At 68.9% G+C, this 24460-nt stretch carries 20 protein-coding genes; 11 read left to right on the top strand and 9 right to left on the bottom strand.

Going from position 1 to position 24460, the window contains the following annotated elements; translation table 11 throughout:
- Positions 1 to 3: 3 nt before the first annotated feature.
- Positions 4 to 1026 (bottom strand): chorismate transformation FkbO/Hyg5 family protein, encoded by a 1023-nt coding sequence (locus IQ458_RS14155; RefSeq protein ID WP_318288003.1) that lies wholly within the window; start codon positions 1024 to 1026, stop codon positions 4 to 6.
- Positions 1027 to 1157: 131 nt separating this feature from the next.
- On the opposite strand from IQ458_RS14155, the gene IQ458_RS14150 reads away from it, so the two are divergent.
- The 4 genes from IQ458_RS14150 (at position 1158) to IQ458_RS14135 (ending at position 4650) form a co-directional block, all read left to right on the top strand.
- On the top strand, positions 1158 to 1619 hold the full coding sequence (locus IQ458_RS14150) for a hypothetical protein (RefSeq protein WP_183639638.1): 462 nt from the start codon (positions 1158 to 1160) through the stop codon (positions 1617 to 1619).
- 7 nt (positions 1620 to 1626) lie between these two features.
- Positions 1627 to 2328, top strand: coding sequence for a penicillin-insensitive murein endopeptidase (locus tag IQ458_RS14145; RefSeq protein WP_192198363.1), 702 nt, complete (start codon positions 1627 to 1629; stop codon positions 2326 to 2328).
- Between the two features lie 145 nt (positions 2329 to 2473).
- On the top strand, positions 2474 to 2896 hold the full coding sequence (locus IQ458_RS14140) for a hypothetical protein (protein ID WP_183639637.1): 423 nt from the start codon (positions 2474 to 2476) through the stop codon (positions 2894 to 2896).
- Positions 2897 to 2949: 53 nt separating this feature from the next.
- A complete protein-coding gene (locus IQ458_RS14135) occupies positions 2950 to 4650 on the top strand; it encodes a hypothetical protein (RefSeq protein WP_203323219.1) in 1701 nt (566 codons plus the stop codon).
- A gap of 19 nt (positions 4651 to 4669) precedes the next feature.
- On the opposite strand, the gene IQ458_RS14130 is transcribed toward IQ458_RS14135, so the two are convergent.
- The 3 genes from IQ458_RS14130 to IQ458_RS14120 all read right to left on the bottom strand — a co-directional run bounded on the left by IQ458_RS14130 (position 4670) and on the right by IQ458_RS14120 (position 8071).
- Positions 4670 to 5113, bottom strand: coding sequence for a cytochrome c oxidase assembly factor Coa1 family protein (locus IQ458_RS14130; protein ID WP_203323218.1), 444 nt, complete (start codon positions 5111 to 5113; stop codon positions 4670 to 4672).
- A 4-nt stretch (positions 5114 to 5117) separates the two neighbouring features.
- Positions 5118 to 7295 (bottom strand): S9 family peptidase, encoded by a 2178-nt coding sequence (locus tag IQ458_RS14125; RefSeq protein WP_235996860.1) that lies wholly within the window; start codon positions 7293 to 7295, stop codon positions 5118 to 5120.
- A 74-nt stretch (positions 7296 to 7369) separates the two neighbouring features.
- Entirely contained in the window at positions 7370 to 8071 is a 702-nt protein-coding gene (locus tag IQ458_RS14120; RefSeq protein WP_203323216.1) for a glutathione binding-like protein, read from the bottom strand.
- A gap of 110 nt (positions 8072 to 8181) precedes the next feature.
- On the opposite strand from IQ458_RS14120, the gene IQ458_RS14115 reads away from it, so the two are divergent.
- The 3 genes from IQ458_RS14115 (at position 8182) to IQ458_RS14105 (ending at position 11582) form a co-directional block, all read left to right on the top strand.
- Positions 8182 to 8829 (top strand): TIGR00645 family protein, encoded by a 648-nt coding sequence (locus IQ458_RS14115; protein ID WP_203323215.1) that lies wholly within the window; start codon positions 8182 to 8184, stop codon positions 8827 to 8829.
- A gap of 45 nt (positions 8830 to 8874) precedes the next feature.
- Positions 8875 to 11052, top strand: a complete 2178-nt coding sequence (gene uvrD, locus IQ458_RS14110) for a DNA helicase II (protein WP_192198371.1) — start codon at positions 8875 to 8877, stop codon at positions 11050 to 11052.
- An 83-nt stretch (positions 11053 to 11135) separates the two neighbouring features.
- Entirely contained in the window at positions 11136 to 11582 is a 447-nt protein-coding gene (locus IQ458_RS14105; protein WP_183639630.1) for a universal stress protein, read from the top strand.
- A gap of 251 nt (positions 11583 to 11833) precedes the next feature.
- On the opposite strand, the gene IQ458_RS14100 is transcribed toward IQ458_RS14105, so the two are convergent.
- The gene (locus tag IQ458_RS14100; RefSeq protein WP_183639629.1) at positions 11834 to 12139 is read right to left on the bottom strand and encodes a DUF2782 domain-containing protein; all 306 of its coding nucleotides are present in this window, start codon (positions 12137 to 12139) and stop codon (positions 11834 to 11836) included.
- Positions 12140 to 12235: 96 nt separating this feature from the next.
- Here IQ458_RS14100 and polA point away from each other — a divergent pair, with 96 nt between their 5' ends.
- Together polA and IQ458_RS14090 are read left to right on the top strand one after the other, a co-directional pair.
- On the top strand, positions 12236 to 14998 hold the full coding sequence (polA, locus tag IQ458_RS14095) for a DNA polymerase I (RefSeq protein WP_203323214.1): 2763 nt from the start codon (positions 12236 to 12238) through the stop codon (positions 14996 to 14998).
- 385 nt (positions 14999 to 15383) lie between these two features.
- A complete protein-coding gene (locus IQ458_RS14090) occupies positions 15384 to 15860 on the top strand; it encodes a DUF421 domain-containing protein (RefSeq protein ID WP_183641300.1) in 477 nt (158 codons plus the stop codon).
- Between the two features lie 205 nt (positions 15861 to 16065).
- Here IQ458_RS14090 and hemF read toward each other — a convergent pair whose 3' ends face one another.
- From hemF to IQ458_RS14070, 4 genes are all read right to left on the bottom strand, one after another.
- Positions 16066 to 16977, bottom strand: coding sequence for an oxygen-dependent coproporphyrinogen oxidase (hemF, locus tag IQ458_RS14085; protein WP_203323213.1), 912 nt, complete (start codon positions 16975 to 16977; stop codon positions 16066 to 16068).
- A gap of 73 nt (positions 16978 to 17050) precedes the next feature.
- Positions 17051 to 18601 (bottom strand): hypothetical protein, encoded by a 1551-nt coding sequence (locus IQ458_RS14080; protein WP_203323212.1) that lies wholly within the window; start codon positions 18599 to 18601, stop codon positions 17051 to 17053.
- A 57-nt stretch (positions 18602 to 18658) separates the two neighbouring features.
- On the bottom strand, positions 18659 to 19201 hold the full coding sequence (locus tag IQ458_RS14075; RefSeq protein WP_203323211.1) for a hypothetical protein: 543 nt from the start codon (positions 19199 to 19201) through the stop codon (positions 18659 to 18661).
- A gap of 5 nt (positions 19202 to 19206) precedes the next feature.
- Positions 19207 to 21564, bottom strand: a complete 2358-nt coding sequence (locus IQ458_RS14070) for a S9 family peptidase (protein WP_203323245.1) — start codon at positions 21562 to 21564, stop codon at positions 19207 to 19209.
- 182 nt (positions 21565 to 21746) lie between these two features.
- Between IQ458_RS14070 and IQ458_RS14065 the strand changes: the two genes are divergently transcribed.
- Both IQ458_RS14065 and IQ458_RS14060 read left to right on the top strand, forming a co-directional pair.
- Entirely contained in the window at positions 21747 to 22004 is a 258-nt protein-coding gene (locus IQ458_RS14065; RefSeq protein ID WP_183639624.1) for a YcgL domain-containing protein, read from the top strand.
- Positions 21997 to 24460 (top strand): ankyrin repeat domain-containing protein (locus IQ458_RS14060; RefSeq protein WP_203323210.1); only part of this gene is annotated, 2464 nt, incomplete at its 3' end. The genes IQ458_RS14065 and IQ458_RS14060, both read left to right, overlap by 8 nt.

The raw sequence follows: 24460 nt of genomic DNA, 5'->3' as shown, positions 1-24460 counted from the left end.
CGATCAAGCCGCCAGGCCGTGCATGCCTTCGATTTCGACCCGCAGCTCGCGTCGGCACACGTCGCCCAGCAGCATCAGGTAGGGCACCTCGCCGCCCAGGCGCGCCGCCAGCTGCGCCGCGACCTCTTCGGCGTCTTCGGCATCGCGCACGTAGACCTTCAGCCGCGCCGAGGCATCCAGGTGGGCGGGCAACTGCGGACGCAGTGCGCGCGCCGCGCCGATCAGGCTGTCAAGGTTGGTCAGGGTTTCGTCCAGTTGCGCCTTCAGCGATTCGGCATGCTGCGAGGCGTGGCCGACGATGGCGGCGGTGCCGGACAGGAACAGCGGCAACGCCGGCGCCGAGGTCGGCAGCAGCGCGCGGGCGAAGCTCGGCGATTGCGGGCCGTACTCGCGCGGATAGCGGTAGGCGCTGACCTGGCGCGGATTCTCCAGCGGCGTGCCGGCCACGCGCGCGCTCAGCCAGTACACCTGCAGCACGCGGCGGCCGTCGCGGCTGCCGACGGCGGTGGCCGCCGGCAGGGTGCCGGTGTCGAACGGACCCAGCCCGCGCACGCGGCCGACGCAGAACTGGCGATAGCGCTCGTGATCGCCTTCGCCCAGGATGATCGCGTCCAGGTAATTCCAGATGCGCAGCAGGTGCGGGTAACCGCTGGCCTGCCAGAACCCGGTCAGGCGGCGATAGACGAGTTCACCGGCCAGCAGGATGCCGCCTTCGGGTTCTTCCATTTCCAGCACGCCGAACTGCAGTTCGCCGTCGCTGGCCCAGCTGATGCCGTCATCGGTGACGCCGGACAAGACCGTCGCCGGGGAGCGCCAGACTTCCAGGCAAGCGGTGCCGTGGAGCGGCTGCAGCGGGACGTGCAGGTAGCGCGGATCGGACACCTGCCCGCGGGTGGGCGCGGTGTCGCCGAAACCGAAGATCGCCAGGGTGTCCGGCCGGTCCAGCTCGCGGGCCAGCGCGGCGACGGGGACATGGTCGACCGCCAGCCGTGCGCTGCTGGGCCGGAAGTCGGGGACGACGCTCATCTTTCGGTACGGATACGCATGAACAGGCCGTCATGATACCGCGCGGCCCGGGGATCCCGGGGCACCGGCGCGGATATGCCATATTCAGTCCCTGCGGCGGATGATCCGGCGCAAACCACGGGAGTCGTGCCATGTCCGTCCGTCTTGCCGCCATGCTGGGGTTGGCCATCCTGCTGACCGGATGCGCCGGAACGTCCAAGGTGATGCTGGGAACGGCGCGCGCGCCGATCGACCCGGCCCAGGTCCAGGTCTACAGCACACCGCCTCCGGGTTCGGTGGAAATCGCCCAGCTGGAATCCACCAGCGCGGTCGGTTTCGGCACCCAGGGCCAGACCGACGCCGCGGTCGCCCGGCTCAAGCGCGAGGCCGCGGCGCTGGGCGCCAACGGCGTCGTGCTGATGGGCGTGGGTTCGAGCGGTTCGCCGGTCGGCATGTCGGTCGGTGCCGGCAGCTACGGACGCCACAGCGGTGGCGGCGTCGGCATCGGCATCCCCACCACCCAGAAGCGCGCCGCCGGCGTGGCGATCTACGTGCCGCCGGGGGCCGCGCCGCCACCGGCGACCGTTCCGCCGACCAGTCCGCCCGCGCGCTAGATCCCGCATGCGCCTGCCAGGAAGGCTGGCGTTGCTGGCCGGACTGGCCACGCTCGTCATCGCATCCGCCGGTTTCGCCACCGACAGCGTCTGTTTCGGCACGCCCGGCCACGGTCGCCTGGAGAAGGCGGCACGGATCCCCGTTTCCGGCGCCAACTTCCAGCCTTACAGCGGACTGGGCGTCCGCCTCGGCCGGACCCATGCGCATTCGCGCGTGGTCCGGGTGATCACCCACGCTTACGGTGCGCTGGAAAAATCGATGCCCGATCGCGTGTTCGTCTACGGCGAATCGGGTTGGGCGCAGGGCGGACCCTTTCGCCCGCACCGCACCCACCAGAACGGACTGGCGGTCGATTTCATGGTGCCGATACTCGACGAATCCGGCCGCTCGGTGCCGCTGCCTTCCCGCGTGGACAACAAGTTCGGCTACGGCATCGAGTTCGATCGCCAGGGCCGTCATGGCAATCTACGCATCGACTACGAAGCCATCGCCGAACACCTGCATGCGGTGCACGCCGCCGCCCGCCGCGAAGGCATCGCGATGGAGCGGGTCATCTTCGATCCGGCGCTGATCCCGGCCCTGTACCGCACCCGCCGCGGCGACTTCATCCGCCGGCAGGTGCGTTTCATGCCGGGGCAGGCCTGGGTCCGCCATGACGAGCATTACCACATCGATTTCGGGATTCCCTGCCGCCCGTTGGGCGAATGACGCATCACCCCGCATGGACGACGTGGACGCTCGGACGGTTCCGATTCCCGTGCTGTCACCCGAAGGCTACGCTCGCCTCTCCGCACGCTGTCCCGCCATGTCGTCCGGGCTGGCATCCTGCATCGCCCCCGGCCCAAGGATTCCGATGAGAAAACTTCTTCCAGCGCTCGCGTTGTGCATGGCGGGCAGCGCCCAGGGCGCGGTCAGCACCGACATCCGCTGTTTCACCTCCGAAGGCGCGCGTCCCGTCCGCTTCGAGCTCCGTCTCTATCACGACGCCGCGATCGCCTGGTCGGGCGGCGCGGTGCGCTACGCGGGTTCGCGCGACAGCCTGCCGCTGGTGCGCGAAAGCGAGGAAGTGGAGGAAATGGTGCCTGGCCGCCCGTATCAGTTCACCACCACCTGGCAGGAGATGCTGGAGGGCAAGGTCAACGGTCGCTACGAGATGGTCAGCCAGGGAGCACAGATCCACTCCATGGCCTACACGAACGCACGCACCGGCAAGCGGACGGAATTTTCCTGGGTACCCGGCATCGAGGTTTCCGGAGACGACGGTTGCCGGTGGTGAGGTGGTGGAAGATGCGTGCGAGGACGGAAGGCCAGTATGGCAAGGCACGGACGATGGTTCGCACGATGCCGGGATGGGTGTTCATGGCTTGCGTGTTCGCTGCTTCGGCGGGTGGGCGCGGCATGCAGGGCGCAGGCATGACGCCGGCGCCTGATCGCGGGTCCGGAGCGAGTCCTGTCGCGGAGATCGCGCGGGTGAAGCGCCTGGATGGCGTGCAGGCGGTGGCCGATGCGCACGGCAGCCTCACCCTGGCATGGATCGAGGGTGCGACCGTGTACGCCGCTCGCCGCGATGCCGCGCGAGGAGCGTGGAGCGCGGCGGTTCGCATCGGTCCGGAACCCACGGCGCCCGGGCAGCGTTCCTTCAACCTGCAGGCGGCGGCGGATGCGGCGGGAACGGTGTTCGTGGCCTGGATGCAGGACACCTCGACGGGACGGCACGTCCTCGTCGCGCGGCATCTCGCGGGGCAGGCGGCATGGCAAGCGGTCCAGCGCGTGACCCCTGCGGACAAGGCGTTGCAGGTGGACGTGCACGAACTGGTTTTGCTGGTCGCGCCGGACGGAGATGCGACGGCGATCTGGTCGGAGATCGCGGACACGCAGGCGCGCGCGGTGCGGACCTTGTCCAGCAGCGTCGCGCCCCAGCGGCGGCATGCGCTCCTGGCCGCGCGTTTCGACGCCGCCCGCGAGCGCTGGAGCGAGGCGATCCCGGTGGACCCGCGCCGGACCGGAGGATACGGGTTTGGCGTCAGCACGCCGCCCGCCGCGGCCATGGACGGCGATGGCAACGTGACCGTGGCCTGGAACGATCAAGTGGTCGACCGTCCTTTCCTGCTGGCCGCGCGGATCCGCAACGAACTGAAGACGAGCCGGTTCGATGTGCGCAACGGGCGCTGGGAGACGCCGCGGGTGCTCGCGCGCTGCGCCAACGCGATCGCCTGCACGCCGTGGTTGCGGAGCGGCGCTGACGGCACGTTCTGGGCTGCCTGGAGTGAAGTCACCGCACCGCCGATCGGCCGGGATGTCTTCGTCGCCCGCCGCGCTCCGCAGGACCGGCGATGGTCGCAACCGCTGCGGCTGACGGACTGCCGGCAGGACGGCTGCGGCGGTGAACTGAGCGATCTGGAAATCGCGCCGTCGGGCGGCGTAGCGCTCCGCTGGGAGCGAGGCGACCGCACGGCGGGCGCGCTGCTGCCCGTACCCGCGGGCACGTGGCATCCGCTGCCGCTCACGCCGTGGCCGGTACGCATCGGCTGGCTGGAGGACGATGCGCGGTTGTTCGTGATCGGCGGATCCGAATTCGACGCGGCGGGTGGATGGAATCCGGTCGGTGCGCTGGCGCACTACGCGGCGGTCGCCGATACGTCGGAGCCGTGGGAATGGCGTGCCGACGCGACGCCTCCGCTCACGCTGCCGGAGGGATTCGTCCAACTCGACCGCCGGCGGATGCGCACCTTCCGTGTCGACGATATCCGGGCGGTGGTGTCGATCGGGCGGTTGGCGCCGCCTCCTGCGCAGCGGCGCGTGCGCGACGACGGGCGCTTCCAGATTGTGCTGGATCGCTATGACCCGGCGGTCGGGCGCTGGCTGGCGCCGACGGTTCTGGACGAGGTCGGAATATCCGGGAATGCGCTGTTTGGAGGCGAGCCGGGCGGTGTGATCCCGCTGGCAACGACGCCGCGGGCCGCCGTCATCCTGTGGTGGCACAAGGACGTCGACGGCCTGGTGCTGAAAAGCGCGGACTACCGCTTCTGAGGTGCGCGCCGGTGCGGACTCAGCGCCCGAATTCCCCGGCGTCGTCGTCTTCATCCCGCAAATCGATCCGCTGGCCACCGTCCAGGGCCACCACCAGCGTCTCGTACTGCCATTCGCCTGCCCGCTTGCTCGCTTCCACGTACAGCGTGGCCGCGCCGCGACTGCCCTTGAGCGGGATGGCGAGGTTCGCCTCGCCGGACGCGGCGCTGCCGTCGATGTTGCCCTGGACGAAATAGCCCGGCGTGATCGGTTCGCCCAGCGCCGCCACCACGGCGGCGTCGGCGCGGGCGCGTGAAAGTCCGGTCTGGTAAGGCTCGGACGACTTCATCATGCTGAACACGAAACTCATGATCGCCAGGATGAAGGCGGCGACCAGGGCCATCCCCGTCACCACCAGCGTTGGTACGAACCACTTCCAGTTGCGGCTCCACCAGTTCGGCGGCGGGACGGGGATCTGGCTCATGTCGTCACTCCACGGGCTTCAGGCAGCGCTGGAAGAAATCCTCGGTGATCTTCAGCCGGTGCAGGTTGTCCTTGCCGCGCAGGCCGTGCTTGGCGCCCGGATAGGTCATCAGCTCGAACGGCACCGCGCGCTGCTGCAGGGCGCTCATCAGCTTGGTCGAATTGGTGAACAGCACGTTGTCGTCGGCCATGCCGTGGATCAGCAGCAGCCGGGACTTCAGGCCATCCACATGGGTGAACACCGAACCCTCGCGGTAGCCGTCGACGTTCGACTTCGGCAGATCCATGTAGCGCTCGGTGTAGTGGGTGTCGTACAGGCTCCAGTCGGTGACCGGCGCGCCCGCCACGCCGCAGGCATAGGCGTCGGAGGCCTTGGCCAGCAGCATCAGGGTCATGTAGCCGCCGTTGGACCAGCCGTACACGCCGATGCGCGAACCGTCGACCCACGGCTGCGACTTGAGGAAGTCCACGCCCTTGAGCTGATCGACGACCTCCACCGTGCCCTGCTTGCGGAACAGCGCGTTGCCGAACTTCGCGCCGCGCCGTGGCGTGCCGCGGTTGTCCAGCGAGAACACCACGTAGCCATGTTGCGCCATGTACTGGTCGAAGGTCGGCGCCCAGGTGCGGCTGACGGTCTGGCCGGCCGGGCCGCCATAGACGTAGACCACCACCGGATACTTCTTCTTCGGATCGAAGCCGGTCGGCTTGATCAGGCTGTAGTGCAGGGTCTGGCCGTCCTCGGCATCCAGCGTGCCGTATTCGATCGGTCGATGCGCGTCCTTGTACCTGGCGTAGGGATGCTGCGGGTCGGCCAGATCGTTCTTCACCAGCGCGGTCAGCAGGGTGCCGTCGGCGCGGTGCAGTTCCACCTGCGGCGGCGTGGTCGGATTGGACCAGCTGTCGATGTAGACCTCGGCGTTGTCGCTGAAGGCCACGCCGTGCATGCCCTCGGCGCGGGTGATGCGGACGGGCTTGGCATCACCGGCCAGGCTGACCGAATACAGCTGCCGCTCCAGCGGCGAAGCCTCGGTGGCGGTGAAATAGACCAGGCCCCTGGCCTCGTCCAGCGCCGAGACGTCCTCGACCGTCCAGTCGCCGGAGGTCAGTTGCGCCAGCTGCTTGCCGTCCTTGTCGTGCAGGTACAGGTGCTCGAAACCGCTCTTCTCGGAGGACCACAGGATGCGGCCGTCCTTGAGGAAGCGCAGGTTGTTGTGCAGCGGGATCCAGGTCTTGCTGGTCTCGGTGATCAGGGTGCGCTGCTTGCCGCTGTCCAGATCGGCTTCGATCAGCTCCAGCGTGCGCTGGTCGCGCGACTGCCGCTGGAACGTGGGGTGGCGCGCGTCGCGCCAGTTCACCCGCGCCAGGTAGATGTCCTTCTCCGCGCCCAGATCCAGCCATTTCGGCGCGCCGCCCTTGGGCGAGATCACGCCCAGCTGGATCAGCACGTTCGGATCGCCGGCGGCCGGGTAGCGCTGCTCGACGATGTCGGCGCGATCCGGATACACCTCGAAGCGTTTCTGCACCGGCACCGGGGTTTCATCGATGCGGGCGAAGGCAATCGCCGAATCATCCGGCGCCCACCAGTAGCCGGTATGGCGATCCATTTCCTCGTCGGCGACGAACTCGGCCACGCCGTTGCCGATGGTGTCCGAACCGTCGCGGGTCAGCTGGGTTTCCTTGCCGCTGGCCAGATCGATCACCCACAGGTTGCGTTCACGCACGAAACTGACGAAGCCGCCCTTGGGCGACACCTTGGGATCGGTGGCGAAGCCGCCGCCGCGGGTCAGCTTGCGTACCGCCTCCGCGCCCGTCTTGCCCAGGTCGTACAGGTACAGCTCGCCGCCCAGCGGGAACAGCAGGCGCTGGCCATCCGGGGAGAACTGGTAGTCGACGATGCCCGACATCGCGGCGATGCGCTGGCGCTCGCGCCGCGCCTTTTCCTCGTCGCTCAGGGTCTCGGTGCCGGGCAGCACCACCTTGGAGTCCACCAGCATCCGGGTCTGCCCGCTGGCGATGTCGTATTCCCACAGATCCAGCTGGAAGCGGTTGTCCTGCTTGCCGCGCAGGAAGGTCACCCGCTTGCCGTCCGGCGAGGTCTTGGCCTTCATCAGCGAGGGACCGGACAGCGGAGCATCGCCGGCCAGGGCTTCCAGGGTGAGTTTTTCGGCGTGGGCAACGGGCATGGCGGCGATCTGGCAGGTGGACGCCAGGCAGGCGGCCAGGAAAAGTCCGGTCAACGGGCGGGCGAGCGCTTTCTTCATGACTTCACGGGTCCTTGGTTGAACAGGTGTTTGCGTTCTTCATCGGTGAGCGGCTGGCCGGCATTGGGATTGACCTGCGTGCGCAGCGCGTAGGCGCGCTGGGTGGCAGGGCGTGCGGCGATGCTTTCATGCCAGCGTCTCAGATTCGGGAACGCCTCGAAATCCGGTGGCAGCTTGTCGTAGGCGTGGATCCAGGGATAGCTGGCCATGTCGGCGATGCCGTATTCGTCGCCGGCCAGGTAGGCGCTCTCCGCCAGGCGCTTGTCCATCACGCCGTGCAGGCGCGCCACTTCGCGGCCGTAGCGTTCGATGGCGTACGGAATCGGCTCCGGCGCGTAGACGTTGAAATGGCCCATCTGCCCGGTCATCGGCCCCAGCCCGCCCATCTGCCAGAACAGCCATTCCAGCGCCGCGACGCGGCCGCGCGGCGTCGCCGGCAGGAAACGGCCGGTCTTCTCGGCCAGGTACAACAGGATCGCGCCGGATTCGAACACGCTCTGCGGCGCGCCGCCGTCGGCCGGGGCGTGATCGACGATCGCCGGCATCTTGTTGTTGGGGGAAATGGCCAGGAATTCGGGCTTGAACTGATCCCCCGCGCCGATGTTGACCGGCCTGATCGTGTAGGGGAGCCCGGCTTCTTCCAGGAACAGGGTGATCTTGTGGCCGTTGGGGCTGGGCCAGTAGTACAGGTCGATCATCGCGGGGGACCCCGGGGCACGAAAGGGCCGAGTGTAACGCCGCTCGCGGGTTGGCAGCAGGGGATCGGACCGGTAACCTGCGCCCTTTCCCAGCACTGCATCCGACCCCCATGTCGCAACCGACCAATGCGCGCCTTGGTTTCCTGCCGAACCTGATTTTCGCTTCCCGCTGGCTGCAGCTGCCGCTGTACCTGGGCCTGATCGCGGCCCAGGCGGTCTACGTGTTCCTGTTCCTGAAGGAGCTGTGGCACCTGATTCACGGCGCCAACACCCTGACCGAGCAAGGCATCATGCTGCTGGTGCTGGGCCTGATCGACGTGGTGATGATCTCCAACCTGCTGGTGATGGTGATCGTCGGCGGCTACGAGACCTTCGTGTCGCGGCTGCGCCTGCACAACCATCCCGACCAGCCGGAGTGGCTGAGCCACGTCAACGCCAGCGTGCTGAAGGTGAAGCTGGCGATGGCGATCATCGGCATCTCCTCCATCCACCTGCTCAAGACCTTCATCGGCGCCGGCGAGCTCGGCCTGCCGCTGTGCGGGTCGCAGGACCACGTCAGCGCGCTCTCCACCGTCGCGAGCGCGTTGAAGGCCGGCTACGACCTGGGCGCGGTGAAGTGCACCTCGGTCACCTCCATCGGCGTGATGTGGCAGACCATCATCCATGGCGCCTTCATCCTGTCGGCGATCGGCATCGCCTACACCGACAAATTGATGAGTGCCGCTGCCCCCAAGCGCGAGCACGCCGCCGCCCACTGAGCGGCGCGACGGGGTTTCCACCGTGGCGTCCTGTAAAATGCCGCGGTGGATGTCTCTCACCTACTCGATGATCTGAACCCCGCGCAGCGCGAGGCCGTCTCCGCGCCGCCGGGCCATTACCTGGTCCTGGCCGGCGCCGGCTCCGGCAAGACCCGCGTGCTCACCCACCGCATCGCCTGGCTCAACGAAGTCGAGGGCGTGCCGACCCACGGCATCCTGGCGGTGACCTTCACCAACAAGGCGGCCGGCGAGATGCGCGCGCGCGCCGACCTGCAGCTGCGCAACGGCAGCCGCGGCATGTGGATCGGCACCTTCCACGGCCTGGCCCACCGCCTGCTGCGCCTGCACTGGCAGGAAGCGAAGCTGCCGGAAACCTTCCAGGTGCTGGACAGCGACGATCAGATCCGCCTGGTCAAGCGGGTGGTGCAGCAGCTGGAACTGGACGAGGCGCGCTTCCCGCCGCGCCAGATCGCCTGGTGGATCAACGCGCAGAAGGACGAGGGCCGGCGCGCCGAACACCTGCAGCCGGGCGACGACATCTGGGCCGACACGCTGCGCCGGGCCTACGTGCTGTACCAGGAACGCTGCGATCGCGCCGGCCTGGTCGATTTCGCCGAACTGCTGCTGCGCGCGCACGAACTGCTGCGCGACAACCCGGCGCTGCTGGCGCATTACCGGCACCGCTTCCGCGAGCTGCTGATCGACGAGTTCCAGGACACCAACGCCATCCAGTACGCGTTCGTGCGGGTGCTGGCCGGCGACACCGGCCACGTGTTCGTGGTCGGCGACGACGACCAGGCCATCTACGGCTGGCGCGGCGCCAAGGTCGAGAACGTGCAGCGCTTCCTCAAGGACTTCCCGCAGGCGCGCACCATCCGGCTCGAGCAGAACTACCGCTCCAGCGCCAACATCCTCAATGCCGCCAACGCGGTGATCGCGCACAACCCCGGCCGCATCGGCAAGCAGCTGTGGACCGACAGCGGCGACGGCGAGCCGATCGATCTGTACGCGGCCTACAACGAAATCGACGAAGCCCGCTTCGTGGTCGAGCGCATCCGCCAGTGGGTACGCGATGGCGGCAGCCTCAACGACGCGGCCATCCTCTACCGCAGCAACGCGCAGTCGCGGGCATTCGAAGAGACCCTGCTGTCGGAACAGGTGCCGTACCGGGTATACGGCGGCATGCGCTTCTTCGAGCGCGCCGAGATCAAGGACACCCTGGCCTACCTGCGGTTGATGGCCAACCGTGACGACGATGCGGCCTTCGAGCGGGCGGTCAACACGCCGGCGCGCGGCATCGGCGATCGCACCATGGACGAAGTGCGCCGGCTGGCGCGCGCGGAATCGCTGTCGCTGTGGCAGGCTGCGCGGCAGCAGGTCGGAGGCACCGCGCTGGCGGCGCGGGCGCGCAACGCCCTGGCCGGTTTCCTGGCGCTGGTCGAAGCCTTGGCGGCGGAAACCGGCGAGTTGCCGTTGCAGGATCGCATCGATCACGCGCTGATGCGCTCGGGCCTGCGCGAACACTATGCCGCCGAGAGCCGCGGCCAACTGGATTCGCGCACCGACAACCTGGACGAACTGGTGTCGGTGGCTTCGCGTTTTGTCCGCGTCGACGACGAGGAGACCCAGGGCATGACCGATCTGGTCGCCTTCCTCGCCTACGCCGCACTGGAAGCCGGCGAGGGCCAGGCCCAGGCAGGCGAGGACGGCGTGCAGCTGATGACCCTGCATTCGGCCAAGGGCCTGGAGTTCCCGCTGGTGTTCCTGGCCGGACTGGAAGAGGGCCTGTTCCCCAGCAACAAGTCGCTGGACGAGAGCGGCCGGCTGGAGGAGGAGCGCCGCCTGGCTTACGTCGGCATCACCCGCGCGCGGCAGAAGCTGGTGCTGAGCTTCGCCGAGGCGCGCCGCCTGCACGGCCAGGACATGTACGGCATTCCCTCGCGGTTCCTGCGCGAAATTCCCACCGCGCTGCTGAACGAGGTGCGTCCGCGCGTGCAGGTGTCCCGCCCGGCGGCCAGCTACGGCCCGCGCCGCGATCTGGGCCACGCCGCGGTGGAATCGCCCACGCTCAAGCTCGGCCAGAACGTCGTGCACGCGAAATTCGGGCGCGGTGTGGTAACTGACTACGAAGGCAGCGGCGCGCATGCGCGCGTGCAGGTCCACTTCGACGAGGAAGGCAGCAAATGGCTGGTGCTCGCCTATGCCAATTTGCAGGCGGTGTGACGCCCGCGGATTGATTCCGATCAAGGCATGGCGAGGCATTCCGGCGTGTAATGGTTCCACCCCACGACGACGGAGGTATCCCCATGTATCAGCGCATCCTGATAGCGACCGATGGTTCGGAGCTGGCGATGAAGGGCGTGGAGCAGGGGCTGGTGCTGGCCAGCCAGCTCAAGGCGCAGGTCGCCGTGGTGACCGTCAGCGAACCCATCGTCACCGGCTTTGACGATGCCCTTGGCTGGGGCGCGGCCAACCGCTTCTCCACCGACTACCAGAAAGCCCAGGACGAGGCCGCCCAGCGGATCTTCGACGGGGTCACCGAGCACGCGCGGGCGCGGGGCCTGGCAATCACGCCGGTGCACATCCGCGATCGCTACGCGGCCGAAGGCATCATCGAAGCGGCAACCGAACAGAAGGCGGATCTGATCGTGATGGCCTCGCATGGCCGGCGTGGTCTGGGACGCCTGCTGATCGGCAGCCAGACCCACGAAGTGCTGACCCACAGCCACGTGCCGGTGCTGGTGGTGCGCTGATCCGCAGCGCGCGCGGCCTGTGGCCGCGGGCTTTCCGCTGCCTCGCGACAGGGATGGGCCTTCTCTCCCCGGTCCCTGCGAAATGGAAGGCTCGCGGCCACAGGCCGCGCACATGGATTCCTTCCCCCACTTGCGGGGGGAAGGTGCCCGAAGGGCGGGAGGGGGCACGCGCCTGGGAGCCAAGCGGCTTTTCCCGTCGCAGCAAGGGCATCACGAACCGGTAAACCACCATCCGCGACCGAAACCGCGACTCACCAGCCGTAGATCTTCCAGTACACCGGCGATACCGGGCCTTCGCCCTTGCTCTTGTCCAGCCGGCCGTCGCCGTTTTCGTCGATCAGGTAATAGGCCGGACCCCGCGCCGGGGTGACCTTGACCATGCGCAGCTGGCCGGCCACGCGGTATTCCTCGATCACGTCGCCATTGGTTTCGGTGCGGACCGCGACCTGGGCGTCGGCCAGATCCACGCCGGGATCGTCCTGGGCGCCGCCCATCGACGCGCAACCTGCCAGCAGCAACACGGCAAGCGCGGCGGGTGCCAACGTCATGCGGGACATCGCGGACTCCTCGGGAATGACCGGTTCGGGGATTATGCGCCAAACGACGCCAATGCGCCGTGACGCCGCGCCCGCGACGGGGCGTAGAATCGCCGCATGAAACGACTAGTCCTGATCGACGGATCCAGCTACCTGTTCCGCGCGTTCCATGCGCTGCCGCCCCTGACCAACACCGCCGGCGAACCGACCGGCGCGCTGTTCGGTGTGGTCAACATGCTGCGCGCCACGCTCAAGGAAATGCCCGACTACGTGGCCTTCGTGCTGGATGCCAGCGGACCGACCTTCCGCGACGCCCTGTATCCCGAGTACAAGGCCAACCGTCCGCCGATGCCCGAGGATCTGCGCGCGCAGGTGGAACCGATGCGCCGGATCGTCGAGGCGCTGGGCTTTCCGCTGCTGTGCGTTGAAGGCGTGGAGGCCGACGACGTGATCGGCACGCTGGCGCTGCAGGGCGCGGCGCAGGGCATCGACGTCACCATTTCCACCAGCGACAAGGATTTCGCCCAATTGGTGCGACCGGGCGTGGCGCTGGTCAACACCATGAGCGGCAGCCGGATGGATTCGGCCGAGGCGGTGATGGAGAAGTTCGGCGTGCGGCCGGAGCAGATCGTCGACTTCCTCGCCCTGATGGGCGATACCGTGGACAACGTGCCCGGCGTGGAGAAGTGCGGTCCCAAGACCGCCGCCAAGTGGCTGGGCGAATACGGCACGCTCGATGCGATCGTCGCCGGCGCCGACGGCATCAAGGGCAAGATCGGCGAGAACCTGCGCGCGGCGCTGCCGCGGCTACCGCTGAACCGTGAACTGGTCACCATCAAGACCGATGTGGCGCTGCCCGGCGGGCCGGAGACGCTGGCGCTGCGCAATCGCGATGTCGGCGAACTGCGCGAGCTGTATTCGCGCTACGGTTTCAACCAGGCCTTGAAGGAACTGGACGGCGGCGCCGCCGCCGGCGCGGTCGCGGAGAAGGAACCCGGCCGCGCGCGCGGCACCGGTTTCGTGTCCGGGCCGGCGCCGGATGCCGCGCCGATCGATGCGGCGTGGTCCGCACCCGGCGAATACGAAACGGTCCTGAGCGAGGCCCAGCTCGAGGCCTGGATCGCCCGGCTGGCGGCGGCCGACGAGTTCGCCTTCGACACCGAGACCGACAGCCTGGACGCGATGCAGGCCAACCTGGTCGGAATGAGTTTCGCGGTGGAACCCGGCAAGGCGGCCTACCTGCCGCTGGGGCACGTCTATCCGGGCGCGCCCGTGCAACTGGACCAGGCCGCCACCCTGGCCCGGCTGGCGCCGTTGTTCGCCGATCCCGGCAAGCGCAAGCTCGGCCAGCACGGCAAGTACGATCTGCACGTGCTGCGCCGCCATGGCGTGGAGGTCGGCGGCTATGCCGACGACACCATGCTGGAGAGCTTCGTATACAACTCCGGCAGCAACCGCCACGACATGGACAGCCTGGCCAAGCGCTTCCTCGGCTACGACACCATCAAGTACGAACAGGTCGCGGGCAAGGGCGCCAAGCAGATCCTGTTTTCGCAAGTGGCGCTGGACGACGCCACCCGCTACGCCGCCGAGGACGCCGACGTGACCCTGCGCCTGCACCGGGTGATGGCGCCGAAACTCGCCGCCGAGCCGGGTCTGGAACGCGTATATCGCGACATCGAGATGCCACTGGTGCCGGTGCTGGCGCGCATCGAGGCCAATGGCGTGCGCATCGACGGCGACGAACTGCGCCGGCAGAGCGCGGACCTGGCCAAGCGCATGCTGGCCGCCCAGCAGAAGGCCACCGAACTGGCCGGGCGCAGCTTCAACCTGGATTCGCCCAAGCAGCTGCAGGCGCTGCTGTTCGACGAACTCAAGCTGCCGGCGGTGCTGAAGACCCCGACCGGGCAGCCCAGCACCAACGAGGAGGCGCTTGAGGCAATCGCCGACCAGCACGAACTGCCGCGCGTGATCCTCGAGTACCGCGGGCTGGCCAAGCTGCGCAGCACCTACACCGACAAGTTGCCGGAAATGGTCAATCCGGTCACCGGCCGCGTGCACACCAGCTATCACCAGGCCGGTGCGGCCACCGGCCGGCTGTCGTCCACCGATCCCAACCTGCAGAACATCCCGATCCGCACCGAGGACGGCCGCCGCATCCGCAAGGCGTTCGTGGCGCCGCCGGGGCGCAAGCTGATCGCCTGCGATTATTCGCAGATCGAGCTGCGGATCATGGCGCACCTGTCCGAGGATCCGGGCCTGGTGCGCGCGTTCGAATCGGGCGCCGACATCCACAAGGCGACCGCGGCGGAAGTGTTCGGCCGGCAACTGGAGGACGTGACCTCCAACGAGCGCCGCGCGGCCAAGGCGATCAACTTCGGCCTGATGTACGGCATGAGCGCATTCGGCCTGGCCCGCCAGCTCGGCATCGGCCGCGGCGAGGCGCAGGACTACATCGCGCTGTACTTCAGCCGCTATCCGGGCGTGCGCGACTTCATGGAGCGCACCCGCCAGCAGGCGCGCGAGCATGGCTACGTGGAGACCGTGTTCGGCCGCCGGCTGTACCTGGAGTACATCAACAAGGGTACCCAGGGACAGCGTGCAGGCGCCGAGCGCGCGGCGATCAACGCGCCGATGCAGGGCACGGCCGCGGACATCATCAAGCGCGCGATGATCGCGGTGGACGCGTGGCTGGCCGAGCATCGCGAACGCGCGCTGATGATCCTGCAGGTGCACGACGAACTGGTATTCGAGGCCGATGCCGACTTCGTGCCCACGCTGGTGGCCGAGGCCGGCGCGCGGATGTCGGCGGCGGCGCAACTCATCGTTCCGCTGGTGGTCGACAGCGGGGTCGGCGACGACTGGGATCAGGCCCACTGAGACCGATTTGAACGTCTAAATCCGGAAACCCGTTGACAACCAGAAACTTGCGCGCGGGATGTAGAAACAGGGTGCGATTCAATTTTTGAACTGGACAGTTCAATAAAATGAATGCGGCCTTAATTCCACGGATTCTTAACGGGAATCTTCACGAACCATCCATGTGGGAAATGGTCAGATAACTCGCGACAGATGCAACGTCTGTCGCGGATCTCTCCCATCCCCTGGAGCGATCTCCCCGGAACGGCGACCCCTCCCCAGGTCCCCGTTCCCCTGGCCCCGATGACCTCCCCCTGGTCTTCGGGGCTTTTTATTTGTGCGTCCTTCGAGACCGGGCACGCTAACGTGTCGGCAACCCGAACGGAGCCTGGACATGGATTCCTTCCTGCATCAGACGTTCAACCTCTCGATGCCCTGGTGGGGCTTCATCGCCCGCGCGGTCATCGTCTACTTCGCGCTGCTGGTGATGATCCGGGTATCCGGCAAGCGCACGATGGGACAGTTCACCTCGTTCGACATGCTGCTGGTGGTGCTGCTGGGCAACGCGGTCCAGAACGCGCTGCTGGGCGAGGACGCTTCGGTGGGTGGCGGTCTGCTGCTGGCGGGCACGCTGATGGCGATCAACTGGCTGGTGGGCCTGGCGTCGGCGCGCAACCGCCGGTTCGAGGCGCTGGTGGAAGGTTCGCCGGTGCTGCTGGCACGCGAGGGCAAGGTTTACAAGGATGTCCTGCGGCGCGAGCTGATCAGCCGCGAGGATTTCGACAAGGCGATGCGCGAGGCGGGCATCGACGCGATCGACGAGATCCATCTGGCGGTGCTGGAAACCAATGGACACATCACGCTGGTGGCGCGACGCGCGTGAGGGGTGAGGCTGGCGGGACGCGCCAGTCTTCACGCCGAGGGCGAATCCCCGTCACCCGCTGCGCAGATACCCGCCCCTTTTTTCGCTTTCAACAGCCGCATGGCGGGTCAAGGGGGCTAAAAGAGGACGGGATGACCTGTCATTCGGTGGTTGAGACTCACCGGGGAATTGCCTGGGCACCGCAGTGACCGCGCCCGAAACCGACTTACCCCAGTTCATTCAACCAGTCACGCGGGCGCAGGTAGTCGCGCAGGCGCTGCTCGGCGCTGCCGGCTTCGGGTTGGTAGCCGTATTCCCAGCGCACGTAGGGCGGCAGGCTCATCAGGATGGATTCGGCGCGGCCGCCGCTCTGCAGGCCGAACAGGGTGCCGCGGTCGTAGACCAGGTTGAACTCCACGTAGCGGCCGCGGCGGTACAACTGGAACTCGCGCTCGCGTTCGCCGTGCGGTGTGTCCTTGCGGCGCTCGACAATCGGCAGGTAGGCATCGAGGAAACCGTCGCCGACCGCGCGCAGGTAGGCGAAGTCGCGTTCGAAATCCTGCCCCAGGTCGTCGAAGAACAGGCCGCCGACACCACGGGTCTCGGCGCGGTGCTTCAGGAAGAAATACTCGTCGCACCAGTGCTTGTGCGCGGCATAGCGCTCGGCGCCGCCGAACGGTTCGCACAGCTCGCGCGCGGTGCGGTGCCAGTGGAGGACGTCCTCGTCGAACGGATAGAACGGGGTCAGGTCGAAACCGCCGCCGAACCACCACGCCACCGCCTGCCCGTCGCGCTCGGCGCGGAAGTGGCGAACGTTGGCGTGGGTGGTGGGCAGGAAGGGGTTGCGCGGATGGAACACCAGCGAGACGCCGACCGCGCGCCAGGAGGCGCCGGCCAGCTCGGGACGATGCGCGGACGCCGAGGGCGGCAACTTGCTGCCGGAGACGTCGGAAAAGCCGATGCCGGCCTGCTCGAACACGCCGCCGCCGCGCAGCACGCGGGTGCGGCCGCCGCCGCCTTCGGGCCGGTTCCACAGATCTTCCTGGAAGCGGGCCTGGCCGTCGGCCGCCTCGATGGCGGCGCAGATGCGGTCCTGCAGGTCGGTGAGATAGTCGCGGACGGGCGTGATGTCGTTCATGCCCGTCATTCTAGCGGCGGGCCGCCACCGCCGTCCTTTTCCGGCGGACGGTGTGGCGGCACCGGGGCGATCGTCAGGGCGTCGCTTCGCTTTCTTCCGGGGCGTCGTCGCCGGCTTCCTGTTCCAGTTCGCGCAAGGCGTCCTGGAGCGCGCGGCCGACGCCCATCTGTTCCCAGTTGGACGTTTCCAGCACATCGCAGGCGACGTGGCGTTCGTCCTTGGCGCACACGGCGCGCGTCGACTCGATGACGGCGTCATCGCCGGTTTCCGCATAGGCCCGGATCAGGTTCTCGCAGCCCACGCGCACGCCGGCCGCGCAGATCCGCAGGTAGTGCGGCTGGGCGGCGGCCCAATTGCCTTCCAGCGCGCGCTGGTGACCCAGCGCGTTGCAGCCCTGCAGCTTGCCGGCCTTGCAGCAGGCTTCGGCGCCGCCGGCCTGGCTGATGGCGGGGCAATCCTCGACCAGCGGGTGCTCGACGAACTGGCGCGGCGGCGCGCAGCGATCCGCGCCGCCTTCGCCGCGCTGGTAGACCGCATAGCGGTTCCAGCTGTCCAGGCCGAGCAGGCGATCGCCGCCAATTGCCTTGAATACGAAATCGCCGCCCTTGTCGTGGCGGATGCGGATCAGGCCGTTCTCCAGGCGCGCACGCATGACGCTGCCGAAGCCGCCTTCGACCCGGCCGGCATCGCCGAAGTCGAGTTCGGACATCAGTCCGCTCTCCGCCGCGTAGGCACCGCAGGGCAGGGCGGTGGCCGGCGCGGCGCGCAGGTCCGCCGCGGTCAGCGCCGCCAGCGGCGCCGTCTTGCCGCAGGCGTCCTTGTCGCCGCCGCGCTCGCAGGCGAGGGTGAGCGCCGCGCGCGCATCCAGGTAGCGCCCCGCGTTCCACAGTTTCTCCGCCGCTGCGCCGCAGACCTTGGCCGAACCGCTGCGCTGGCACAACGCCAGGCTGCGATCCAGGTGCGGCCCGGAAAGGGGAAGATCGTCGGCGTACATGCCCTTGAAGGCATCGGCGAAGGCGCGCGTCATCGCCTCCTTGACCTTGACCTCGCAGGCGGCTTCGGAGAAGGCCGGATGGCCTTCCACACACTCCGGCGGCGCCTCTTCCGTCCCGGCGTCGCCGCGCGATGCCTGATCGGCGGCTTCCTGGAAGCCTTCAATCAGCGCCACGCAGGCGAACGGCAGGGCTTCCTGTTCGCACCAGCGCGCCAGGGTCGGCTCATCGGCCTCGGTCCGGGCCTCGAAGCAGCCGGACAGATCCGCGCGGCAGCCGCCGTTGGGCGCTGGCGGAGGCGTCGCGCACTGCGCGGATTGCGCCAGCGTGTAGACCTCGTCCATTTCCGTGCGCAGCGCGCGGCCGCCGTTTTCCGGCGTCCAGGTTTCGGAGTAGGCGCTTTCCAGATCGTAGGCGGTGATGTTGTCGCCGGCCGGGGCGTAGGCCAGCGGACGCGGCGCCTGGTACGAGGTGTGCTCGGTCGCGGTGGCCGTCGTCTCGATGCGCAGCTCGCGGCTGCCATCGGCGTTGCGGTAGACGCCGCAGGCGGGCGACGCGGCCAGCGCCAGGGTGGGGAGGCCAATCAGGAGGGCACCGGCGATCCGCGCGGTCAGCATCCATGCTCGTGACATGAACAAACGCTCGTTGTGGGGGGCGCCAGTATATCGGCGCCGCGCGGACTCCGAGCGTCAGTGGAATTCCGCGCGCACGGCGGGCGTGCACAGTTTCCACACGATGGCGCCGTGCAGGATTCCGATCAGCAACGCGGTGGCGTAGATCGCCATCCGCATGGCCGCCTGCAGGTTGGCCAGCAATGGATCCACGTTGCCGGGATCGAACCCGGCCCGTGCGTTCAGATCGCCCATCAGCCCGTCGAAAGCGAAAGCCCCCGCCAGCGTCAGCAGGGCGCCGCCGGCGAGCAGGACGATGAAGCCGAAGCGGCCCCATTCACGGCGCTGCAACAGGCCCCACGAGGCCACCGCCAGCAGCACCGATGACAGCAGCGACGCCAGCAGCAACAGGCCAAGGTGATCGAACACCCACAGCAGCGATGGCGGCAGCGGGAGGCCGGACCCGCCGCCGGCGGTCAGCGCGTCCAGCAGGCCCTGATCCGCCGGGCTGGCGGCGAACATCGCCCACTGCAGGAGTCCGGTCAGCACGCCCACCAGCGCCAGCGCGAGCGAAAGCCACGCGGTGATGGTGACGAACTGGGAACGTGGCGCGGCCGGCATGACTCTTACTTCAGGTTGTTCTCGAACAGCTTCAGCACGCGCTTGTATTCGTCCAGCCAGGAATCGGCGCGGGTGAAGCCGTGGCGCTCCAGCGGATATGGCGCGAGTTCCCAGTTGTCCTTGTGCAGTTCGATCAGTTTCTGGGTCAGCACCACCGAATCGCGGAAGAACACGTTGTCGTCGATCATGCCGTGCGCGATCAACAGGTGATCCTGCAGCCCGGCGGCGTATTCGATCGGCGAGGAGGTGCGGTAGGCCTGCGGATCCAGCTCCGGGGTGTTGAGGATGCCGGAGGTGTATTCGTGGTTGTACTGGGTCCAGTCGACCACCGGACGCAGCGCGGCGCCGGCCTTGAACACGCCCGGCTTGCGGAACAGCGCCATGAAGGTCATGAAGCCGCCGTAGGAACCGCCGTAGATGCCGGCGCGGTCGCGATCGCCCTGGCGGGTCTCGACCAGCCAGTCCAGGCCGTCCAGGTAGTCCTCCAGCTCCGGATGGCCCATGTTGCGATAGATCGCGGTGCGCCAGTCGCGGCCATAACCCTCGCTGGCGCGGTAGTCCAGATCCAGCACGATGTAGCCGCGCTGCACCAGCAGGTTGTGGAACATCTGCTCGCGGAAGTAGGTGGGGTAGCGATGGTGCACGTTCTGCAGGTAGCCGGCACCGTGCACGAACATCACGATCGGATAGCGCTTGCCCGGCTCCAGCGTCTTCGGTCCGTAGTACTTGCCCCATACCTGGCCCGCGCCATGCTTCGACGGCACCTGCACGATTTCCGGCTGGATCCATTCGCGCGCCTTGAAGGCCGGCGTGCGGGTGTCGGTGAGCGCGGTCGGCGTGCCGCCGGCCGCGTCGACCACCGACAGCTGGGTCGGCACGTAGGCGCTGGAATGGCTGACCAGCACGCGCCGATCATCGGGCGACAGCGCGAAGCGCTCCACGCCGTCCAGCGCGGTGACCTCGCTGACCTGGTCGCCGGCCAGATCCAACCGGTAGATTTCGTAGTCGGCGGGATTGGCGCGATTGCACAGGAAGAAGAAGGCGCTGCCGTCGGTGGTCGGCACCGGCGAGGTCACTTCCCAGCGGCCGCTGGTGCGCTGGCGCGGCTTGCCGTTGCCCTGGATGGTGTACAGGTGCGAATAACCGGACTGCTCGGACAGCAGCCACAGGCTGCCGTCGGGCAACCAGCCGAATTCGTTGTTGTTCCAGTTGATCCAGGCCGGATCGCTGAGCCGGTGGCGCGGTTGCAGGCGCGCGCCGGCCAGGTCCACGGTGGCGATCCAGCGGTCCTTGTTGTCGATCGCGTGCAACTGCACCGCGACCTGGCGGCCGTCGTCGCTCCAGGCGATCGCGGCAGTGGCTTCGCTCTCGACGCGCAGCGGACGGTTGCCCTTGAGCGGATCCTTGCCCGCCGCCTTGCGCATCGCGGCCAGCGGATCCTCGGCGATGCCGGGCAACGCGTCGTAGGCCAGCGGCCGGACGCTGCCCGCGGCCACGTCGACCAGCCACAGCGACTGCGGCACCGGATCGTTGCGGCCCACGCGGGTGCGCACGCTCTGGAATTCCTCGTAACCGGACTCGGTGACGTACATCGGCATCTTGCCTTCCTGGCCTTCGTCGGCGCCCTTGGCCTGGGTCACCACCAGCGCCCAGCGGCCATCCGGCGACATCGCGCTGTCGGCGATGCTGACGTCGGCACCGAGGTAGACCGGCGCCGGCGCGCGGCTGCCGTCGGCCTTGCGCCAGGCGTCGTCCTGCTGGCGCGCGGCATCGCGCAACGCGCGATCCCGGGCCAGGGTCTCCAGCGTGCGCAGCTGCTGTTCGCGCAGCGCGTCGGCCTTGGGCGCGCCATTGGGATCCTTTTCCGCGCGCAGCACCAGCGCCTGGGTGGTGCCGCCCTGCGCGGTCCAGCGATACCAGTCGTTGCCGCTGCGCCAGATCACGCCGCCGTCGCGGGCGAAGCGCGCCTGCGCCTCGGTGTCGTTGCTGCGGGTGAGCTGGGTCAGCGCGCCGCTGCGCAGATCGCGCAGGAACACATCGCCGTTGCGTACGAACAGCATGCGCTGCCCGCGCGCGTCGATCTGCGGGTTCGGTGCGTCCAGGCCACCGCGCTCGGCATCGCCGACGCGTTCGGCGGCGCGGCCGCCGGCGACGGCCTGCACGTAGGTGTCGCGGCTCAGGCTGCCCGGCCGCTTGAGGTCGTACTGCACGCGCTGGCCATCCCACGACCACCAGGCGCGTTCGACCGGCGGACCGATCCAGTCCGGATCCGCCATCACCTGTTCGATGGTGAGTGGCGTGGCTTCCTGCGCGGAAAGGGGGCCGGCGAGGGCCAGCGACAGTGGCAGGAGCAGGGCGGGCAGAACGTGGCGCATGGAGTTTCCGTTAGGCCGGTGTGAAAGGGTGCAAGCGTAGCAGCCGCGGATGCCGGCATCGCCCGCCGATGGTCATGCGAGGCCTGAACGTGCAGGGTTTCCCCGCATTCGGGTTTCCTCCACAATCTCCGCCATTCCCTACTTTTCCACGGCAGGACGCGTACGCGCGGATGCAAGCCTTCGTTTACAAAAGCCTGCGCAAGGCGGACACCTATGTGTACCTGGCCGCGCGCGACGACTTCACCCGCCTGCCCGAACCGCTGCGCACCCAACTGGGCGACCTGAGCTTCGTGCTGGAAGTGGCGCTCACCCCCGAACGCAAGTTGGCCCGGGAAGACGCCGGGGTGGTCCGCGGCAACCTCGCCGCGCGCGGATTCCATATCCAGTTCCCGCCGCAGCCGGACAGCGACGAATCCACCGATGCCTGAGTCCGCAAGCCAACAACGCCGGCTGGCCGCGATCGCCGGTCTCCTGGGCGTGGCCCTGGCCGCGCTGGGCTGGGTCGGTGGCCCGCTGGCGGCGTTCGGCGCCTGGCTGGCGCAGCCGGCGCTGGCGCTGGCCTGGTCGTGGCAGCGCGGCAGCCGGCCGCTGCCGGTGGCGCGCGACTGGCGCGAATCGCTGCCGGCCCTGCTGATCGCCTGGGGCGGCGCGTTCGTGACCGTGGCGGTGCTGATCGCCTGGCCGCTGTCGGCGCTGGGTGACAGCGGCAGCCTGCAGGCGGCGCTGGGCCTGAGCGCGGTGGTGGGCGTGCTGTTGATCGGCCTGTGGCGGACCTGGCCGCTGTGGCAGGGCATCGAGCGCGAACCGGGCAGCCTGGGCTGGCATTGGCGCGCGCTGGCCGAGCGGGATTTCCATGCCTGGCGCGGGCTGGGCGTGGCCGCGCTGGTGGCGCTGGCGATCGCCGGCGGCCTGGTGCTGGCGTGGCCGGATCTGCTTCCGGCGCAAACGCGGCTGATCGTCGCCCCGATCTATGTGCTGGCGCTGCCGGCGCTGCATTGGGGCATCCAGTCCATCGCCGCCGCGCGCGGCCTGCTGGTGGTGGAAATGAGTGCCGGCCTGCCGCCAATGCAGGAAAGCGCAACGGCGCCCGCACCGGTCCACGAAGCGGATCTGGAACAGGCCCTGTTCGACGCCGCCCGCGGCGGCCGGGTCGATCGCGCGCTCGAACTGCTGGAAGCCGGCGCCGATCCGCATGCGCTGCCGGCGCCGTCCTCGCGCGATCAGCGCAGCCTGCCGGTGCTGGCCGCGGTGCTGCCGGATCTGCGCCTGCTGCGCACCCTGATCGGCCATGGCGTGGATCTCAACCACGCCCACGCCGGCATGACCCCGCTGCTGGCCGCCACCCGCGACAGCTGGCATGGCCGTCCCGACGCGGTGACCACCCTGCTGGCCAACGGCGCCGATCCGCGGGTCGCCGATGGCGAAGGCAACACCCCGCTGCATCATGCCGCGCGCAGTTCCGATCCCGGCGTGGTCGCCCTGTTGCGCGACGCCGCCGCCGAGATCGACGCCATCAACCAGGATGGCCTGAGTCCGCTGGGCGTGGCCTGCGTGGCCGGCAACTGGCGCCTGGCCAAGTTCCTGCTCGAGCGTGGCGCGCGTCCCGAACCGGCCGGCGGGCAACCGGTGCTGCTGGCCGCCGCCGCCACCGAGGAAGACGATCCCGCCGGCGTGCAGTTGCTGCTCAAGCACCGCGCCAAGGTCGACACCCGTGACGGCCAGCGCCGCAGCGCGCTGCACGAAGCCGCGCTCGCCGGCCATATCGACATCGTCAACACGCTGCTGGCCGCGGGCGCCGATGTGCATGCCCACGATGCACAGGGGCGCACGCCGTGGCTGGAAGCCGCGCGTGGCGGCCGCATCGCGGTGCTGGAGCGACTGGCCGAAGCGGGCGTGGACGTGACCGTGAGCGACACCGAACAGCGCAACGCGGTTCGCGTGGCCTGCGCCTCCGAGAATGCCTCGCCGGCGTTGATCCGGCGCCTGCTGGACCTGGGCGTGGCGGCGGATCAGCCCGATGCGCAGGGCCGGCGCGCGGTGGATCTCGCCGCCGAGGCGGGCCGCTGGGCGATCGTGTCCGCGCTGGATGCCGCCTATCCGCTGCCGTCGGCGGTAAGTGCCGGCGACGACGACCAGCCGCCGCCGGATCGCGCGCCGATCGCGCTGCTGCGCGATGGGCTGCATGCGGATCGCCCGCGCGGCGAACTGGCGCCGCTGGCGCGGCTGGCATCGCGCCAGGAGCTGGGTGCGCTGCTGCACGACCCCGAGATCGCGCTTTCGCCGCAACGCCTGGAATGGCTGCTGGCGCAGGGCGCGGACGCCGATGCGCTGGATCCGGCCGGCGACACGCCGCTGTTCGCGCTGCTGTCGCGTGGCGGCGAGGCCATGGCCTCGGTGCAGGTCCTGCTGCGCCGCGCCGCGTCCCCGGCGGGGGCCGGCGGACTGGCGCGCTTCCTCGACGCCTGCGCGCGTGGCGAACAGATCGGGCGCGGGCTGGAGCAGTTCGCCTGCGACCTGCTGGAACGCGGCGCCGATCCCTTCGCGGCCTCGCCGCTGGGAGATCCGCCGCTGGCGCTGGCGGTGCGACTGGGCTGGTCGCGACTGCTGGACCGGCTGCTGGATATCGGCGTGGATCGCGAAGCCCGCGACAGCCACGGCATGACCGCGTTGCACCTGGCCGCGGCGCTGGGCCGCGAACTCGCGTTGCGCCAACTGATCGCCAAGGGCGCATGCCCGGATTCGCGCGCCGCCGATGGCCAGACCCCGCTGGGCGTGGCCCTGGCCAGCGGCCGCCGCGATCTGGCCGACTGGCTGGACTGGCGTGGTTGGGCGTTGCCGCGCCGCGCGCTGCGGCCCGCCGATCTGCCGGCGGCGGCGATGGTCG

Origin of the sequence: Pseudoxanthomonas beigongshangi (assembly GCF_016820515.1) — a bacterium.
In the GTDB taxonomy this organism is placed as follows: Bacteria; Pseudomonadota; Gammaproteobacteria; order Xanthomonadales; family Xanthomonadaceae; genus Pseudoxanthomonas_A; species Pseudoxanthomonas_A beigongshangi.
The sequence above is the reverse complement of the archived record's forward strand: the minus strand, read 5'-3'. Positions and strand labels throughout refer to the sequence as shown.

What these genes read in the sequence shown, in the direction of transcription:
- IQ458_RS14155 (WP_318288003.1), bottom strand. Translation starts at nt 1,026, where the DNA reads ATGAGCGTCGTCCCCGACTTCCGGCCCAGCAGCGCACGGCTGGCGGTC.
- IQ458_RS14150 (WP_183639638.1), top strand. Translation starts at nt 1,158, where the DNA reads ATGTCCGTCCGTCTTGCCGCCATGCTGGGGTTGGCCATCCTGCTGACC.
- IQ458_RS14145 (WP_192198363.1), top strand. Translation starts at nt 1,627, where the DNA reads ATGCGCCTGCCAGGAAGGCTGGCGTTGCTGGCCGGACTGGCCACGCTC.
- IQ458_RS14140 (WP_183639637.1), top strand. Translation starts at nt 2,474, where the DNA reads ATGAGAAAACTTCTTCCAGCGCTCGCGTTGTGCATGGCGGGCAGCGCC.
- IQ458_RS14135 (WP_203323219.1), top strand. Translation starts at nt 2,950, where the DNA reads ATGGTTCGCACGATGCCGGGATGGGTGTTCATGGCTTGCGTGTTCGCT.
- IQ458_RS14130 (WP_203323218.1), bottom strand. Translation starts at nt 5,113, where the DNA reads ATGAGCCAGATCCCCGTCCCGCCGCCGAACTGGTGGAGCCGCAACTGG.
- IQ458_RS14125 (WP_235996860.1), bottom strand. Translation starts at nt 7,295, where the DNA reads ATGCCCGTTGCCCACGCCGAAAAACTCACCCTGGAAGCCCTGGCCGGC.
- IQ458_RS14120 (WP_203323216.1), bottom strand. Translation starts at nt 8,071, where the DNA reads ATGATCGACCTGTACTACTGGCCCAGCCCCAACGGCCACAAGATCACC.
- IQ458_RS14115 (WP_203323215.1), top strand. Translation starts at nt 8,182, where the DNA reads ATGTCGCAACCGACCAATGCGCGCCTTGGTTTCCTGCCGAACCTGATT.
- IQ458_RS14105 (WP_183639630.1), top strand. Translation starts at nt 11,136, where the DNA reads ATGTATCAGCGCATCCTGATAGCGACCGATGGTTCGGAGCTGGCGATG.
- IQ458_RS14100 (WP_183639629.1), bottom strand. Translation starts at nt 12,139, where the DNA reads ATGTCCCGCATGACGTTGGCACCCGCCGCGCTTGCCGTGTTGCTGCTG.
- polA (WP_203323214.1), top strand. Translation starts at nt 12,236, where the DNA reads ATGAAACGACTAGTCCTGATCGACGGATCCAGCTACCTGTTCCGCGCG.
- hemF (WP_203323213.1), bottom strand. Translation starts at nt 16,977, where the DNA reads ATGAACGACATCACGCCCGTCCGCGACTATCTCACCGACCTGCAGGAC.
- IQ458_RS14080 (WP_203323212.1), bottom strand. Translation starts at nt 18,601, where the DNA reads ATGTCACGAGCATGGATGCTGACCGCGCGGATCGCCGGTGCCCTCCTG.
- IQ458_RS14075 (WP_203323211.1), bottom strand. Translation starts at nt 19,201, where the DNA reads ATGCCGGCCGCGCCACGTTCCCAGTTCGTCACCATCACCGCGTGGCTT.
- IQ458_RS14065 (WP_183639624.1), top strand. Translation starts at nt 21,747, where the DNA reads ATGCAAGCCTTCGTTTACAAAAGCCTGCGCAAGGCGGACACCTATGTG.